Here is a 15,443-nt window from a genome sequence, read left to right as displayed (position 1 = left end):
CAGTGATGCACCGGTTATGGTTAATAAAGCGTTGAGTGGGGCTCCAACCCTCCCCTGGAGGGGGAGGGTAAGAGGCAGCGCTGTTACGCGGCGCCAGCTGCAGGCTCAATCCCGGGAATAGCCGATCAGCGGTTTCCGCGGGCGGAACAAGATCATCAGGAGGATGCCGAGAATGCCGAGGACGGCGAAGACCGGCTGCTCCAGCACCAGGCGGATCACCGAGGTCCAGAGCCAGGGCGCCTTGGCCTCGACCCAGGTGCGGAAGGCCGATTGGCTGGCCTGATTGATATCGTTCCAGAACTGGCCGAAGCGGGTGAATTTGAGGGTCTGGTCGGCCACCCAGCGGGCGCCGTCATAGACCATGAAGATGAACCCGCCGGCGAGCAGCAACAGCCCTATCAGTCGGAAAAAGCCGCGGATCATGCCTCACCTACGATGGCCGTCGAAGCGGACGACCTTTTCGGAACGATGCCAGCCAATAGCCGGGCGGCGGCAGAAATTCAACCTCTTCAGGGCCTTACGGCACTCATCCAGGCCGCCAAAGGCGCGTTTCCGGCGCCCGAAAGCGTTGACGGTGCGAAAGACCCTCTCTATAAGGGCGCCAACTGGCGGTGGGCGCAATCCCGCCGCCGCTGTTCTTTGAGCAGTTGCAGGCACCCTGGGCTTCAGGACTCATCCGAGCTTGAAGACACCTTGGAGCCTCAGAGACAGCCGCAAGGCGGTCGCTCATGTTCCGGGAACGGCCCAGCAACCGAACACCCTAAATCCGAGCGTCGATTCCGCGGTCAAGCAAGCCGGCGCTACCCGACCAAGACGCGACCGGTACCCGCAAAGGACATTGAGACCATGGCCAATACCACTTCCGCCAAGAAAGCGACGCGCAAGATCGCCCGCCGCACTGCCGTCAACAAGTCGCGCCGCACCCAGATGCGTGGCGCCGTGCGCAACGTCGAGGAAGCCATCGAGAGCGGCGACCGCGCCGCTGCCGTGAAGGCGCTCGCGACGGCCGAGCCCGCCTTGATGCGCGCCGCCCAGCGCAACATCATTCACAAGAACAACGCCAGCCGCAAAGTCTCGCGCCTCACCGCGCAGATCGCCAAGCTCGCGAAGTAAATCTGCTAAGTCATCTTGGCGACATCGTCTGATCGGTCGATCCGGTCAGCGCGTCAAACAGCCCGGCCTCGCGCCGGGCTTTTTTGTTGACTGTCACATTCACGCAAGCAGTCACGCGAGGCTCACGCCTCGCTTGGATGATTTACATCGTCTGCGTCAGTCTTCATTCCGTAATTCTACCTGCCGATGTTCTGCAACAGAGGAAACTTCACTGCGTTGCAAAAAACCCCTGTGAGGCGGGCGCGAATTGAATCGATGGCCGATGAGAGTTCTGCACACCGTAGATTCACCGGAACGTGTGTCACGGTGGAGTTACCCTGCAAAACGAGTCTCGAAAAGCGATGGCTCGATAATCACTTATCAACATAGCAGCGACAAGCATTTGGAAAAATCGCCCGCACGTCGGGCGCATGACGAATTTATAAAAATAATTTGGCGCTGAACGAGAATTGTCACATGACGCGCGGCCTTCTCGATTCTGTGCACGGATTCAAAAACTTGCTTCGCAGCCTGTGAACAACTCCTGTGCGACGTTAACCGAGGTCAAGTTTTTTGACGGCTCAACTGTGAATCAATTTCGTTGCGAGTCTTTCCGCTTAGTGTATTCCTTAACCCAGTCAGCGGCGCCCACGATCTTCAGACCAGCGCGGTTTAGGAAACGGGGCGAGCGTGCAAATCGGCGGCGGTGTGCACGTAGGCGACGCTTCAAAAAGTGATGTCGGTGCAAAACCCACAGCAATGTGGGAATGGTAGCTCTTTGTCTGAATGTTTCCAAGCGGGACCTTTCCCGCTCGCGCCAGGCGCATCTACTCGCGCCAGGCTCATATGAGAGACATCGCGAAGCTATCCCGGCACGCAAGGTGGCGAAGTCGAGCGGACGACTAGTACATTTGGGCAGGCATCCGCGACAGGAGTACGGCGCGGTTGTCTTTAGGACACGCAGGACCTTGTCGTGAGCGATCACGGCAGGACGGGGAGGTATCATGTCTTACGGACTCAACGCGGTATTGCAGCACGTTTCCTTTTCCAACGATGCCGTTTCAGCCCCGTCGGATTTCCAGCCTCCCGCGCGTGACGGAGCGCCGAGTACGCGCTGACCTCGCGACCCCACCATCTCTGACATCGCTGATCTGACCCGCGGCGTTCGCGCCGAACGGTCGAGCCATGCCCGACGATGGACTCGCTCGAGGTCGCGCCACTTCAGGGACCGTGGCAGGAACCCTGCATGGCGCTCACAAACGCAACTATATCTCTCAAGAGAAGTTTTCTGACGATGACAATGGAACAGGATCGCTGGTCACGCGTGAAGGGTCGGCTGCGCTCGAGCGTTGGCGAGGACGTCTACACAAGCTGGTTTGCGCGCATGGATCTGGAAGGCGTGCAGGACGAGAGCGTGCGGCTCTCGGTGCCGACGCGGTTCCTGAAGAGCTGGATCCAGGCCCATTATGCCGAGCGCGTGCTGTCGTGCTGGCAGGCCGAGATGCCGGAAGTGCATCGCATCGACCTCACGGTGCGGTCCGCCGTGCGCCCCTCGGCGCAGCCGAAGGAAGCGCCCGCGCCGGTCGAGGCGCGCCGCGCGCCGATGCCGGAGTTGCGCTCGACCGCGACCGCGCCGGTCTCGGCCAATCACGACGCGCTCGGCGGCTCGCCGCTCGATCCGCGCCTGACCTTCGCGAGCTTCGTCGTCGGCCGCTCCAACACGCTGGCCCATGCGGCCGCGCGCCAGGTCGCCGAAGGGCGTCGTGGCGACCCCGTGATGTTCAACCCGCTCTACATCCATGCCGGCGTCGGCCTCGGCAAGACGCATCTCTTGCAGGCCGTGACCTGGGCCGGCAATTCCGGCAACGAGCGCAAGGTGCTGTATCTCACGGCCGAAAAATTCATGTATGGCTTCGTCGCCGCGCTGAAGACGCAGACGGCGCTGGCCTTCAAGGAAGCGCTGCGCGGCATCGACGTGCTTGTCATCGACGACCTCCAGTTCCTGCAGGGCAAGTCGACGCAGGCCGAGTTCTGCCACACGCTGAACGCGCTGATCGACGCCGGCCGCCAGGTCGTGATCGCGGCCGACCGTCCGCCATCGGATCTGGAAAGCCTCGACGATCGCGTCCGCTCGCGGCTCGCCGGCGGGCTCGTGGTCGAGATGGGATCGCTCGGCGAGGAGCTGCGCCACGGCATCCTGAAGTCGCGCGTCGCGGCGGCCCGCGCCCATCACGCCACGTTCGAGGTGCCCGAGGAGGTGCTGCATTATCTGGCGCGCACCATCACCCATAACGGCCGCGACCTCGAAGGCGCTATCAACCGGCTGCTGGCGCATTCCAAGCTCAACAACCGGCCGGTGACGCTGGAGATGGCCGAGCACGAGGTGCGCGACCTGGTGCGGCCGCAGGAGCCGAAGCGGATCAAGATCGAGGACATCCAGCGCGTGGTGGCGCGGCAGTATAATGTCAGCCGCTCCGACCTCTTGTCCTCGCGCCGCACCGCCAACGTGGTGCGCCCGCGCCAGGTGGCGATGTATCTCGCCAAGACGCTGACGCTGCGCTCGCTGCCCGAGATCGGCCGCCGCTTCGGCGGGCGCGACCACACCACCGTGCTGCACGCGGTGCGCAAGATCGAGGCGCTGGTCTCCAAGGACACCGCGCTGTCGGAGGAAGTGGAATCGCTGAAGCGCCAGCTTCAGGAATAAAGGCCTAGGGCTCCCGCCCTGCTCCCGCCGCCCCGGCTTGCCTGGGCGGCGTCTTCGTTTTGAGGCGGTAAATGGTGGGGAACTGGCCCCAATGCCTTGAATCTGCGGGCTATCCGCGCCACCTTGCGCGACCCAGACGGCTTTGGTCATATCGGCAGGAATGATCCGGCCGGTCGGGGTCTTCGATGCCGTGGCGCGCGTCCCGCCGCCCGGCCTTCTCAACGCTGTGTTTTCCTAAGGGATCGGGCGAGTAGTGCAATGAAGGTTACGGTCGAACGCGCACAACTGCTGAAGTCGCTGGGCCATGTCCACCGCGTGGTCGAGCGCCGCAACACGATCCCGATTCTCGGCAACGTGCTGGTGCGCGCCGAGAACGCGAAATTGTCGCTGAAGGCGACCGACCTCGACCTCGAAGTGACCGAGACGCTGCCGGCGGAAACCGCGACCGCGGGCTCCACCACCGTGCCGGCGCACATGTTCTACGACATCGTGCGTAAGCTGCCGGACGGCTCGCAGATCGTGCTGGAGGCCGACGGCGACCGCGCCGTGCTCGCGATCCGCGCCGGCCGCTCGCGCTTCACGCTGCAGACGCTGCCGGAGAACGATTTCCCGGATCTGGCCGCCGGCGACATGTCGCATTCGTTCTCGCTCGCCGCCAAGGACGTCAAGCGGCTGATCGACCGCACCCAGTTTGCGATCTCGACCGAGGAGACGCGCTATTACCTCAACGGCATCTATCTGCATGCCGCCGGCACGCCAAAGGCCGCCACCCTGCGCGGTGTCGCCACCGACGGTCACCGCCTCGCCCAGCTCGACCTGGTGCAGCCGAAGGGCGCCGAGGGCATGCCCGGCGTGATCGTGCCGCGCAAGACGGTCGGCGAGGTGCAGCGCCTGATCGAGGACACCGAGGCCGAGATGACGATCGAGCTGTCGCAGGCCAAGATCCGGTTCACCATCGGCAACGTCGTGCTGACCTCGAAGCTGATCGACGGCACCTTCCCCGATTACGGCCGCGTCATTCCGCAGAACAACGACAAGGAGCTCGTCGTCGACAAGAAGGATTTCGAGAACGCGGTCGACCGCGTCTCCACGATTTCGAGCGAGCGCGGCCGCGCGGTCAAATTGTCGCTGTCGGCGGGCAAGCTGGTGCTGTCGGTGACCAATCCGGATTCCGGCAGCGCGACCGAAGAGCTCGAGGTCGAATACGCCTCCGACGCGCTCGATATCGGTTTCAACTCCCGCTATCTGCTCGACATCGCCGCCCAGATCGAAGGCGACGTCGCCACGCTCCGCCTCGCCGATCCCGGCTCGCCGACCCTGGTGCAGGACCGCGACGACAAGAGCGCGCTGTACGTGCTGATGCCGATGCGGGTGTGAGGGGCGTGTTCGCTCGCCAGCGCAGACTGCCTTTAGAACCGAACGCGATGCTCGTTGATGCGCCCTCTCCCCTTGCGGGAGAGGGCATCTCCGCTATCGGCCAAGACCTCACTCGGGTGAGGGGTCCTCTCGCGGCACCTTCTATGTGGAGGCAACCCCTCACCCGCCGCCGCTTCGCGTCGGCACCCTCTCCCGCAAGGGGAGAGGGTGAAAGTACCGCGCCCCAACGCCTTTCAGAATGAACACCGATGCCGAATGACCCGCATCACCGGCCGACTGCAAAGCATCTTCGCCAGTTCGCGAAGAACATGCGGCACGAGCCGACGGATGCGGAAGCGGCTATGTGGCGATTGCTGAGGGATCGCCGGCTATCGGCTTACAAATTCCGTCGACAGGTGCCGATCGAGAATTACATTCTCGACTTCGCCTGTTTCGAAAAACGCCTTGTGATCGAGATCGACGGCAGTCAGCACGCGGAATCGCCACGCGACGCCGCCCGCGATGCTGCACTTTCTGCAGAAGGATTTTCGATCGCGCGCTACTGGAACAATGACGTGCTGCAGCAGCCCACCTCTGTGTTGGAGGATATCCTTGCAAAGCTTGCCGGGCGGTAAGATACCCCTCACCCGTCGCCTCACTTCGTGAGGCGCCACCCTCTCCCACAGGGGGAGAGGGAAGAATCGCGTCCATGACAAAGATCTCATGACCCCCTCCCGCATTCATCGCCTGACGCTGACGCATTTTCGCAATTACCGGGCGGCGGGGCTCGAGACGGCGGCTGATCTGGTGGCGCTGGTCGGGCCGAACGGGGCGGGCAAGACCAATTGCATCGAGGCGATCTCGTTCCTGTCGCCGGGCCGCGGCCTGCGCCGGGCGACGCTGGAGGATGTCGCCGACAACCAGGGCGACGGCTCCTGGGCGGTGTCGGCGCAGGTCGAGGGCGCGCTGGGGCTGGCGACGCTCGGCACCGGCATCGATGCGCCGCGCGCGGATACCACGGTCAGCCGGCGCTGCCGCATCGACCGCGAGCCAGTGGGCTCGGCCAGCGCCTTCGGCGATCATATCCGCATGGTGTGGCTGACGCCGGCGATGGACGGGCTGTTCATGGGCGCAGCGTCCGAACGGCGGCGCTTCTTCGACCGTCTCGTGCTCGCCATCGACAGCGAGCATTCCAGCCGCATCAACGCGCTCGAGCGCTCGTTGCGCTCGCGCAACCGCCTGCTGGAGACGCGCAATTACGACGACCATTGGTGCGACGCGATCGAGCGCGAGACGGCCGAGCTCGCCGTCGCGGTGGCGGCCACGCGCGGCCAGACCGCGGCAAGGCTCACCGGCATGCTCAACGCGCGCGCACAGGCATCCGCATTTCCGTCCGCTCAGATCGCGCTCGACGGCTGGATGGAGAACGCGCTGCTCGAGGAGACCGCGACGTCGGTCGAAGACCGCTACCGGCAGATCCTGCGCGACAGCCGCCCGCGCGATGCGATCGCCGGCCGCACCACCGACGGCCCGCATCTCACCGACCTCCAGGTGATCTACGCGCCCAAGAGCATGCCGGCGCGCGATGCCTCCACCGGCGAGCAGAAGGCGCTGCTGATCGGCCTCGTGCTGGCGCATGCGAGCCTGGTCGCCGAGATGACCGGGATCGTGCCGCTGCTGCTGCTCGACGAGGTGGTTGCGCATCTCGATCCGAACCGCCGGGCGGCGCTGTTCGATGAGCTGAAGAAGCTCGGCGCGCAGGTGTGGCTGACCGGTGCGGATCCTGCCGCCTTCGCCGAGATCGGCGCGGGGGGCGAAGTGTTTGACGTCGAGAGCGGACGAGTCTCGGCCCGCAGTTAGGCCGCCGCATTGAACCCGCCTGTTCCAGATCGCGACTAGCTGCTTGAGGCCGCAAGAAGCGGCCATCGCGCAGCACTCGGACATGCGCGACATCCTTCGCGATATTTTTGGAGCATGAGCATGACGGCGGTGAGGCATGGGGCGCAAGCTCCGGCACGATGGCAGTTGTTTGCGTGCGGCTTCTCCCTGTTTGCGATGTGCATGCTCGCGGCCAGCGCCGGTGCCTCGCTGCCGCATCTGTTTCCGACGCCGCTCACGCTGGATTCCGATGCCAAGCTGCCCGCACCGACCCGCTATACTTACAGGGGGATCCACACCACGCTGATGCAGGGCGTCGACGCGCCGCTCCGCGTCAGGCTGGAGGCCACCGTGCCCGCGGGGCTCAGCGACGTGCTCGCCTTCTACCGGACCGAGCTTCGCAAGCTCGGCTGGCAAGAGCAGCATGATGGCGCCGTGATCAACGCCGATCACGTCCGGCTCGCCTTCGTCTCGCCGCTGGGGCCGGCCGCGCTGATGCTCGATCGCAAGGATTCCGGCACCGCGGTTCATCTGGTGCAGAAGAACGCGGACACGGCGACGAAGGCGAACGTGCTGCCCGAGCCCGGCCAGGCGAAGCTGGTGTTCAGCAATATCGGCGACAAGGAAGCGGTCCTCACCATCAACGAGCGGACCATCCCGCGCCCGGCCGGCGCGAACGCTGTCGCGCTGGACCTCGCGCCGGGCGAATATTCGTACAGGCTAGCCGTCCCGGGCCAACCCGCCACCACGAACATCCTCACCGTCGCCGCCGGCGCCACCTGGGAGCTCACGGTCGGGCGCGACGGTGACGCCTGGCCGCCGCTGCAGCTGTACTGAGCCTGTTGAACCTCTCCGGTTCCCGGCGCGACTTCTCGTCTGAGGCCGCACCGACGGCGCCGCAGCCCGCCAATGCGCAAGGGCATGACGACCCGCGCGACATCCAAGAGTTTTTTGACGATGCCGATGATCCGGCGCGGGGCGCAAGTCCCGGCAAGATGGCTGCTGCTTGCCTGCGGCATTCTCGCGATAGTGATCCCCTCGCGTCCCGCCGGCGCGGCAGACGACGGCATCGTCGACGTCCATACGCTGCCGCGGCTCGACGGCGCGGTGGAGGACACTTCGCGTCCCAACACCTATCGCGTGATCTACACCGTGCCGACCCCGCTTGCCGGCACGTCGGACGCCACCAGGAAGCTGCTGAGCGCCGACGGCTGGGTGCCCTATGTGTATCCCCTGGATGAGAGAAGCGCAGCGTTGACCTTCAAGAAGGGACGGCAGGGGCTGCGCGTTTCCTTCACACAGGCGCGCGGGCGACCCGACCAGTCCGCCGTGTTCTACACGCCGAACCGGATCTATGCGAACGTGCCCTTTCCGGAAGGCGCGATCGATCTCGTGTTCGACGAGACCCGGCCCTATCTCAGCTGCATTGCGCCCGGCGCGCTCGATGCGACCGCAGCATTCTTTACCAAGGACATGGCGGCGATGGGGTGGCGCAAGCTTAACCCCGATACGGCATCGCGCTGGCCGAACGCCGATCTTGCCGGAGCCGTTCCGAACGGCGTTCGCGTCTTCTACGACCACCCCGATCGCGACGCGACGCACGTCTACCAGAAGCCGGTGATGCTGACCCTGACGCGCCGCGACGATGGCCGCACCAATGTCGAGATCAGGGTGGCGCCGTTCGCGCTGCCGGAGGTGCTCGAGGCCGACGACGACATGGCCGGCCTGCCGCGGCCGAAGCCAACCAAATCTGCGCGGGGTCTCGGCAGCGCCAGCTCGAACAAGCGCGAGATCTCGGCCGCCGCGATCGCCGAGCTGCCCGCCGTGCTCGCCTTCTACCAGCGCGAGCTCACCGCGCGCGGCTGGCAGGAGGACGGCCGCGCGCCGCTCGCGCCCGGCGACGAGGTGGCGATCAAGATTTCCAACACTGATGAAACCGGTGTGCTGCGGCTCGGCCGCAAGTATGATTTCACCATGGTCAGCCTGACCGCGCAGGTGAAGGAATCCGCGCTCGCCGCTCGCGCCAAGGCGAAGAAGGAGGCCGACGCGAGGTTCCTGAGCGATGCCTTGGGTACGGCTCAGCAGCTCATTGCGGCCGATGATATCAGGCGCAAGACGCAGGCCGCCTCCCTGTCGGACGCCCCGCTCACCGCGCTCGCTGACAGCAAGACGCCGGTGCCGCTGCCCGAAAACGCCGAAGCCGTGAAGTTCGAAGGCGGCGACGGCCACCTGGAATTCTCCTCGGCGTCGAGCGTGAAGGCGCTCAGCAGCTTCTATCGGACCGCGCTGAAGAGCTCGGGCTGGAAGGAGCAGCCCTCCGTCATCAACCAGCCGAACATGGCGGTGATGGCGTTCTCGAAGGGCGGCAAGTCGATCTCGATGACGGTGATGCAGATGGGCCCGAAGGTGAATGTCCGCGCCGACGGATCGGGCCTGGTGACCGAAGCGGCCAAGGCTGCGGCCGGCGCGGAGGTGGAGGTTCAGGCCAAATCCGCCGAGCCGCTCAAGCCCGATCCTGAGTCCCCGCTGCCGGTGCCGACGCAGCGTTCGTCGAAATCGCTCGCCACCACCAAGATACCCGGAGGCGAAGCGCCGCTCCGCCGCGAGCTCGAGGCCCGCATCCCCGCTTCGCTCGACGAGGTCCTCGCCTTCTACCGGGCCGAGCTTGCAAAGCTGGGCTGGCAGGAGAAGACCGACGGCGCAGCCGCGTCCGCAGAACGCGCGCAGATCGACTTCACCTCGCCGCAAGGTCCCGCCGTGCTCAAGCTCGGCCGCGCCAAGGGCGAGACCACGGTCAGCCTGGCGCAGAAGAATGCCGATGCCGCGGCCAAGGCCGAGATCATGCCGAAGGCGGGACAAGCGCGGCTCATGCTCGGAAACATGGCAGCGAACGAGGTCGCGCTGACGATCAACAAGCAGACGGTGAAGATCGCAGCCGGCGCCGGCGGCCCGCAATCACCGAAAGGCCCGATGCTCGACCTACCGCCCGGCAAATACGTGTACGCGTTGCGCCTGCCCGGCCGCCCTGCGCGTAGCGAGTCCCTGACCGTTGCCGCCGGCGAGGCCTGGGGCCTTCTGGTGGGCCCGAGCGGCGACGTGCTGCCGCTGCAGATGTATTGAGGCTGCACGCTTTCAGATTCGCGGTATCGTCATGGCCGGGCTTGTCCCGGCCATCCACGTCTTCCGCGACGCCAAGAACGTGGATGCCAGGACAAGGCCGGGCATGACGGCGATCGATGAATCAGTTTCAGGTGCCCCAAAACCACTCTTCCTGGCCCCGCAAAATCCACGGCTTTTCGAGGCAAAAAACTGCCCTCGAATCGGGCTTTTTGCGGCGCCCAGAATCGGCCCTCCGGCGCCTTGAAAACCGGCCGAAAAACCCTATCTACTCAAAGGGTTGCCGGAGGATACTTTGCGCTAGGCGCAAGCGGTCTTTCATGGCACAAATAGCCCCGCAAATCAGCGCCTTTTGCGCCGCTGATTCGGGCGACATCTCGAAGGCCTCTCATGACAGAACCTGCTCGGCAGCACGCTGCCGAAAACGAGCCCTCCAACGCGAGCGATTACGGCGCGGAATCGATCCGCGTGCTCAAGGGACTCGATGCCGTCCGCAAGCGCCCGGGCATGTATATCGGCGACACCGACGACGGCTCGGGCCTGCACCACATGGTCTACGAAGTCGTCGATAACGCCATCGACGAAGCGCTCGCCGGCCATGCCTCGCGCGTCGAGGTGATCCTCAACGCGGATAATTCCGTCACCGTGCGCGACGACGGCCGCGGAATTCCCGTCGACATCCACAAGGGCGAAGGCATCTCGGCGGCCGAGGTCATCATGACCCAGCTGCACGCCGGCGGTAAGTTCGACCAGAACTCCTACAAGGTTTCCGGCGGCCTGCACGGCGTCGGCGTCTCCGTCGTCAACGCGCTGTCGAGCAAGCTCGGCTTGCGCATCTGGCGTGACAACAAGGAGCACTATATCGAGTTCGCCCACGGCGATGCCGTCGCACCGCTCAAGGTCGTCGGCGATGCCCCGGGCAAGCGCGGCACCGAGGTGACGTTCCTGGCCTCGACCGAGACCTTCAAGAACATCGAATACGACTTCGCCACGCTCGAGCATCGCTTACGCGAGCTCGCCTTCCTCAATTCCGGCGTCAACATCGTGCTCTCCGACATGCGCCACGCGGTCGAGAAGCGCGAGGAGATGTTCTATTCCGGCGGCGTCGAGGAGTTCGTCAAATATCTCGACCGCAACAAGAAGGCCCTGGTGCCGGCGCCGATCATGGTGCGCTCGGAAGCCAACGGCATCGGCGTCGAGGCCGCTTTGTGGTGGAACGACAGCTACCACGAGAACGTGCTGTGCTTCACCAACAACATCCCGCAACGCGACGGGGGCACCCATCTCGCCGGCTTCCGCGGCGCGCTGACGCGCCAGGTCAACGGCTATGCGGAGGCCAATGCCAAGAAGGAAAAGATCGCGCTGACCGGCGACGATTGCCGCGAAGGGCTCACCGCCGTTCTCTCGGTGAAGGTGCCCGATCCGAAGTTTTCGTCGCAAACCAAGGACAAGCTGGTGTCCTCGGAAGTGCGCCCCGTGGTCGAGAACGTTCTTAACGAGGCGCTTGCCGCCTGGTTCGAGGAGCACCCGAGCGAAGCCAAGATGATCGTCGGCAAGGTGATCCAGGCCGCGGCGGCCCGTGAAGCTGCGCGAAAGGCGCGCGAGCTGACGCGCAAGAGCCCGCTCTCGGTCTCCTCGCTGCCGGGCAAGCTCGCCGACTGCCAGGAAAAGGATCCGGCCAAGTCCGAGCTCTTCATCGTCGAGGGCGACTCGGCAGGCGGCAGCGCCAAGCAGGGCCGCAACCGCGAATTCCAGGCCGTCTTGCCGCTCCGCGGCAAGATCCTGAACGTCGAGCGCGTGCGTCCCGACAAGATGCTGTCGTCAGAGCAGATCGGCACGCTGATCACCGCGCTCGGCACCGGCATCAGCGACGAGTTCTCGGTCGAGAAGCTGCGCTATCACAAGATCATCGTGATGACGGACGCCGACGTCGACGGCGCCCACATCCGCACGCTGCTGCTGACGTTCTTCTACCGGCAGATGCGCGACATCATCGATGGCGGCTATCTCTATATCGCCCAGCCGCCGCTCTATAAGGTCTCACGCGGCAAGTCCGAGCAGTACCTGAAGGACGAGCGGGCGCTGGAAGACTATCTCATCGACGCCGGCCTCGATGATTGCGTGTACATCCCCGGCACCGGCGGCGACCGCTCCGGGCGCGATCTGCGCGCGCTGGTCGATGACGCCCGCGTAGTCCGCAGCGTCCTGCGCAACCTGCACAGCCGCTATAATCGCAAGGTGGTCGAGCAGGCCGCCATCACCGGCGTGCTGAACAAGGAGATCTACGGCGATCCCGAGAAGGCGGCGGCCGCCGCGCAATACATCGCGAGCCGGCTGGACAACCAGGCCGAGGAGGTCGAGCGCGGCTGGGTCGGACAATTCATTGAGGGCCAGGGCTTCCTATTCGAGCGCACCGTGCGCGGCGTCAAGGAAGCCGCCGTCATCGACGATGCGCTGCTTGGCTCGGCCGAGGCGCGCAAGCTCGACGAATACACGACCAAGCTCCAGGACGTTTACGCCCGCTCCGGCAAGCTACGGCGCAAGGATTCAGAGCACGTGGTCCACGGCCCGGTCGATCTGTTCGAGGCCGTGACCGATTCGGGTCGCAAGGGCATCAGCCTGCAGCGCTATAAAGGCCTCGGCGAGATGAACCCGGAGCAGCTCTGGGAAACGACGCTCGACACCGAGGCACGCTCGCTGCTCCAGGTGAAGGTCAAGGAGGTCGACGAGGCCGACGACATCTTCACCAAGCTGATGGGCGACGTCGTCGAGCCGCGCCGCGATTTCATTCAGGAACATTCGCTGAGCGCGACGATCGATATTTGAGGGACGCTGCTTCCGTGGCGTCATGGCCGGGCTCGTCCCGGCCATCCACGTGTTGCCCCGCGGAACAAAGAACGTGGATGCCCGGGACAAGCCCGGGCATAACGGCAGTATCAATCAGGCCCTGAACCTCACCACGCGCCGACGCGACGAAACGGCATGAACCCGTTGGCCGATTCCGGCCGGGAAGCTCGCGCCATGACCGCCTCTGCAACGCCCAGTTCCGCTGTGCCCTCACGCCGCCTCGGCATCATCGGCAGCATTGCCGGCGTGCTGGCGCTGATGGCGGCGGTGCTGCCGCATTGGGTCGTGCCGATCGTGTTTCCGCCGCCGCCGGCAGACAAGGTGATCGTCGACACCGGACATCGCATCAAGGACCGCATCGTCGCGAAGGTGAAGGGCGTGGAGTTCAAGGCTCCGGACCTCGAGAAATCGGCTGGACGAAGCTGGAGTGATATCGCATCGGTCACGGCGATCTCGCTCGGCCTGCTCGCCATCCTGCTGTCGGTGCTCTCGCTGATCTTTCGGGAGGAACGGCTCCTTGCCGCTGTCGCCGCCGCACTCGGCACCGGCGCCATCGCTATCGAAATCTCCTTCTTCCTGATGGGCGTCCTGATCCTGATCGCGTTCCTCTATGTGGTCGGGAGTATCATCGGGTTGTTCTGAGGCGGGTCCTGCCACAAGCGACGGACGGACGTGTGCGGGTCCCAGCCGGCACAATTGCTCCCGCGCTCAAATCTCTGTAGTTTCCGCCCGAAACAGGCCCTCCCACTCAACAGGACAGCGAGAACCCCGTGGCGCCCATCCAATACATCGTCGAGGGCGGTCACCGGCTCTCGGGCTCGATCGAGCCGTCCGGCAACAAGAATTCGGCGCTACCGATCATCGCCGCCGCGCTGCTGACCGAGCATCCGGTCGTGCTGGAGAACGTGCCGCGGATCCGCGACACCGAGACGCTGGTCGAGCTGGTCCGCTCGGTCGGCGCGTCGGCCGAATGGTCCGCGCGCAACACGCTTCACATCCATGCCAAGAGCATCCGCGCCGCCGACCTCGACCCCGAGCTGTGCGTGCGCATTCGCGCCTCGATCCTGCTCGCCGGGCCCCTGCTCGCCCGCTGCGGCGAGGTGATGCTGCCGCCGCCGGGCGGCGACGTCATCGGCCGCCGGCGACTGGACACCCATGTGCTCGCGCTGGAGCAGCTCGGCGCCAAGGTCACCGCGACCGATCGGCTCGAATTCCGTGCGCCAAAGCTCGCGGGCGCGGACGTGTTCCTGGACGAGCCGAGCGTCACCGCCACCGAGAACGCGCTGGTCGCGGCGGTCGCCGCCGACGGCATCACCTATTTGCGCAACGCGGCCTCCGAGCCGCATGTGCAGGACCTCGCCAATTTCCTGGTCGCGCTCGGCGCCAGGATCGAAGGCATCGGCACCAACACCATGATCATCCATGGTCAAGCGACGCTCGGCGGGACGACGTACCGGATCCAGCCCGACCACATCGAGGTCGGCTCGCTGATCGGGCTTGCCGCCGTGACGCGCTCGCCCTTGCGCATCGCGCGCGCGGGCGTCGAGCATCTGCGCTCGATCCGCATGGGCTTCGAGCGGCTCGGCATCGTCTGCCGAATCGAGGGCGATGATCTTATCGTGCCCTCGAATCAAACATTGAAGATCCAGGACGATTTCGGCGGCCATGTGCCGAAGCTGGAGGACCAGCCCTGGCCGGCCTTCCCGGCCGACCTGATGTCGATCGCCATCGTCACCGCCACGCAATGCGAGGGCGTGATCCTGATGTTCGAGAAGATGTTCGAATCCAGGATGTTCTTCGTCGACAAGCTGATCGCGATGGGCGCACGCATCGTGCTGTGCGACCCGCACCGCGCCATCATCGCCGGCCCCAGCCGCCTGCACGGCGCCACAATGACCTCGCCCGACATCCGCGCCGGCATGGCGATGCTGCTCGCGGCCGTCTGCGCCGAGGGCACCTCGACCATCAACAACGCCGACCAGATCGAGCGCGGCTATGAGCGCATCGAGGAGCGGCTGAACGCGCTTGGTGCGAAGATCAAGCGCGTGCCGGAGCGGAGCTAACCTGTTCTATTTTGGCGGATTCGCGTCGAAGGCCTGTTTGCAGCCCGCGGACAAGCTCGCGTAATTGTCGCCGAGGCATTTGCGGATGCGGCCGCTCCCGGGCATGGTGCCGGCGCAGAACCGTGAATAGTCTGCCTTGCAGGCCTGCTTCGCCTCACTCCGCGCATCACCTGCGGAGGCTTGCGAAAGAAACAGCACGAGAAGTGCGATCAGGCTCGCGGCCGCAAGCCCCGCACGCACGTAGACGGCCGTCCGATGCGAGAACCTCACCACTGGTCCGCTTGCCGCCCGGCCAAATCGTTGCACCATGTCACCTCCATCAATTCGCAGACATCGATGTAGGTGATACGTCTGGACGGGCCGAATCCCTCGTTCACTCTGCGCGG

12 protein-coding genes are annotated in these 15,443 nt (G+C 65.1%); 10 read left to right on the top strand and 2 right to left on the bottom strand.

Annotated features, from left to right (window positions below; all coding sequences use genetic code 11):
* Nucleotides 1–105: 105 nt before the first annotated feature.
* Complete coding sequence (locus tag GA0061099_RS07265) at nt 106–423, bottom strand: hypothetical protein (protein WP_025033220.1); 318 nt, start codon at nt 421–423, stop codon at nt 106–108.
* 423 nt (nt 424–846) lie between these two features.
* Between GA0061099_RS07265 and rpsT the strand changes: the two genes are divergently transcribed.
* From rpsT to murA, 10 genes are all read left to right on the top strand, one after another.
* Nucleotides 847–1,113, top strand: coding sequence for a 30S ribosomal protein S20 (rpsT, locus tag GA0061099_RS07260; protein WP_036002606.1), 267 nt, complete (start codon nt 847–849; stop codon nt 1,111–1,113).
* A 1,273-nt stretch (nt 1,114–2,386) separates the two neighbouring features.
* Nucleotides 2,387–3,796, top strand: a complete 1,410-nt coding sequence (gene dnaA, locus GA0061099_RS07255) for a chromosomal replication initiator protein DnaA (RefSeq protein ID WP_036024069.1) — start codon at nt 2,387–2,389, stop codon at nt 3,794–3,796.
* A 258-nt stretch (nt 3,797–4,054) separates the two neighbouring features.
* The gene (gene dnaN / locus GA0061099_RS07250) at nt 4,055–5,173 is read left to right on the top strand and encodes a DNA polymerase III subunit beta (RefSeq protein ID WP_036002613.1); all 1,119 of its coding nucleotides are present in this window, start codon (nt 4,055–4,057) and stop codon (nt 5,171–5,173) included.
* 248 nt (nt 5,174–5,421) lie between these two features.
* Complete coding sequence (locus GA0061099_RS07245; RefSeq protein ID WP_036024080.1) at nt 5,422–5,787, top strand: endonuclease domain-containing protein; 366 nt, start codon at nt 5,422–5,424, stop codon at nt 5,785–5,787.
* An 88-nt stretch (nt 5,788–5,875) separates the two neighbouring features.
* A complete protein-coding gene (gene recF, locus GA0061099_RS07240; protein ID WP_036024082.1) occupies nt 5,876–7,012 on the top strand; it encodes a DNA replication/repair protein RecF in 1,137 nt (378 codons plus the stop codon).
* A gap of 120 nt (nt 7,013–7,132) precedes the next feature.
* Nucleotides 7,133–7,867, top strand: coding sequence for a hypothetical protein (locus GA0061099_RS07235; protein ID WP_036024107.1), 735 nt, complete (start codon nt 7,133–7,135; stop codon nt 7,865–7,867).
* A 120-nt stretch (nt 7,868–7,987) separates the two neighbouring features.
* Nucleotides 7,988–10,150: a hypothetical protein gene (locus GA0061099_RS07230; protein WP_036024109.1), complete on the top strand. Its 2,163-nt coding sequence runs from the start codon at nt 7,988–7,990 to the stop codon at nt 10,148–10,150.
* 387 nt (nt 10,151–10,537) lie between these two features.
* Nucleotides 10,538–12,973, top strand: coding sequence for a DNA topoisomerase (ATP-hydrolyzing) subunit B (gyrB, locus tag GA0061099_RS07225; protein WP_036024084.1), 2,436 nt, complete (start codon nt 10,538–10,540; stop codon nt 12,971–12,973).
* A gap of 195 nt (nt 12,974–13,168) precedes the next feature.
* Entirely contained in the window at nt 13,169–13,636 is a 468-nt protein-coding gene (locus tag GA0061099_RS07220) for a hypothetical protein (RefSeq protein ID WP_036024085.1), read from the top strand.
* Nucleotides 13,637–13,764: 128 nt separating this feature from the next.
* A complete protein-coding gene (gene murA, locus GA0061099_RS07215) occupies nt 13,765–15,057 on the top strand; it encodes a UDP-N-acetylglucosamine 1-carboxyvinyltransferase (RefSeq protein WP_036024088.1) in 1,293 nt (430 codons plus the stop codon).
* Nucleotides 15,058–15,063: 6 nt separating this feature from the next.
* On the opposite strand, the gene GA0061099_RS07210 is transcribed toward murA, so the two are convergent.
* A complete protein-coding gene (locus tag GA0061099_RS07210) occupies nt 15,064–15,366 on the bottom strand; it encodes a hypothetical protein (RefSeq protein WP_036024090.1) in 303 nt (100 codons plus the stop codon).
* Nucleotides 15,367–15,443: the final 77 nt, after the last annotated feature.

The sequence above is a fragment of the Bradyrhizobium yuanmingense genome, from assembly GCF_900094575.1.
Classification (GTDB): Bacteria; Pseudomonadota; Alphaproteobacteria; order Rhizobiales; family Xanthobacteraceae; genus Bradyrhizobium; species Bradyrhizobium yuanmingense.
The sequence above is the reverse complement of the archived record's forward strand: the minus strand, read 5'-3'. Positions and strand labels throughout refer to the sequence as shown.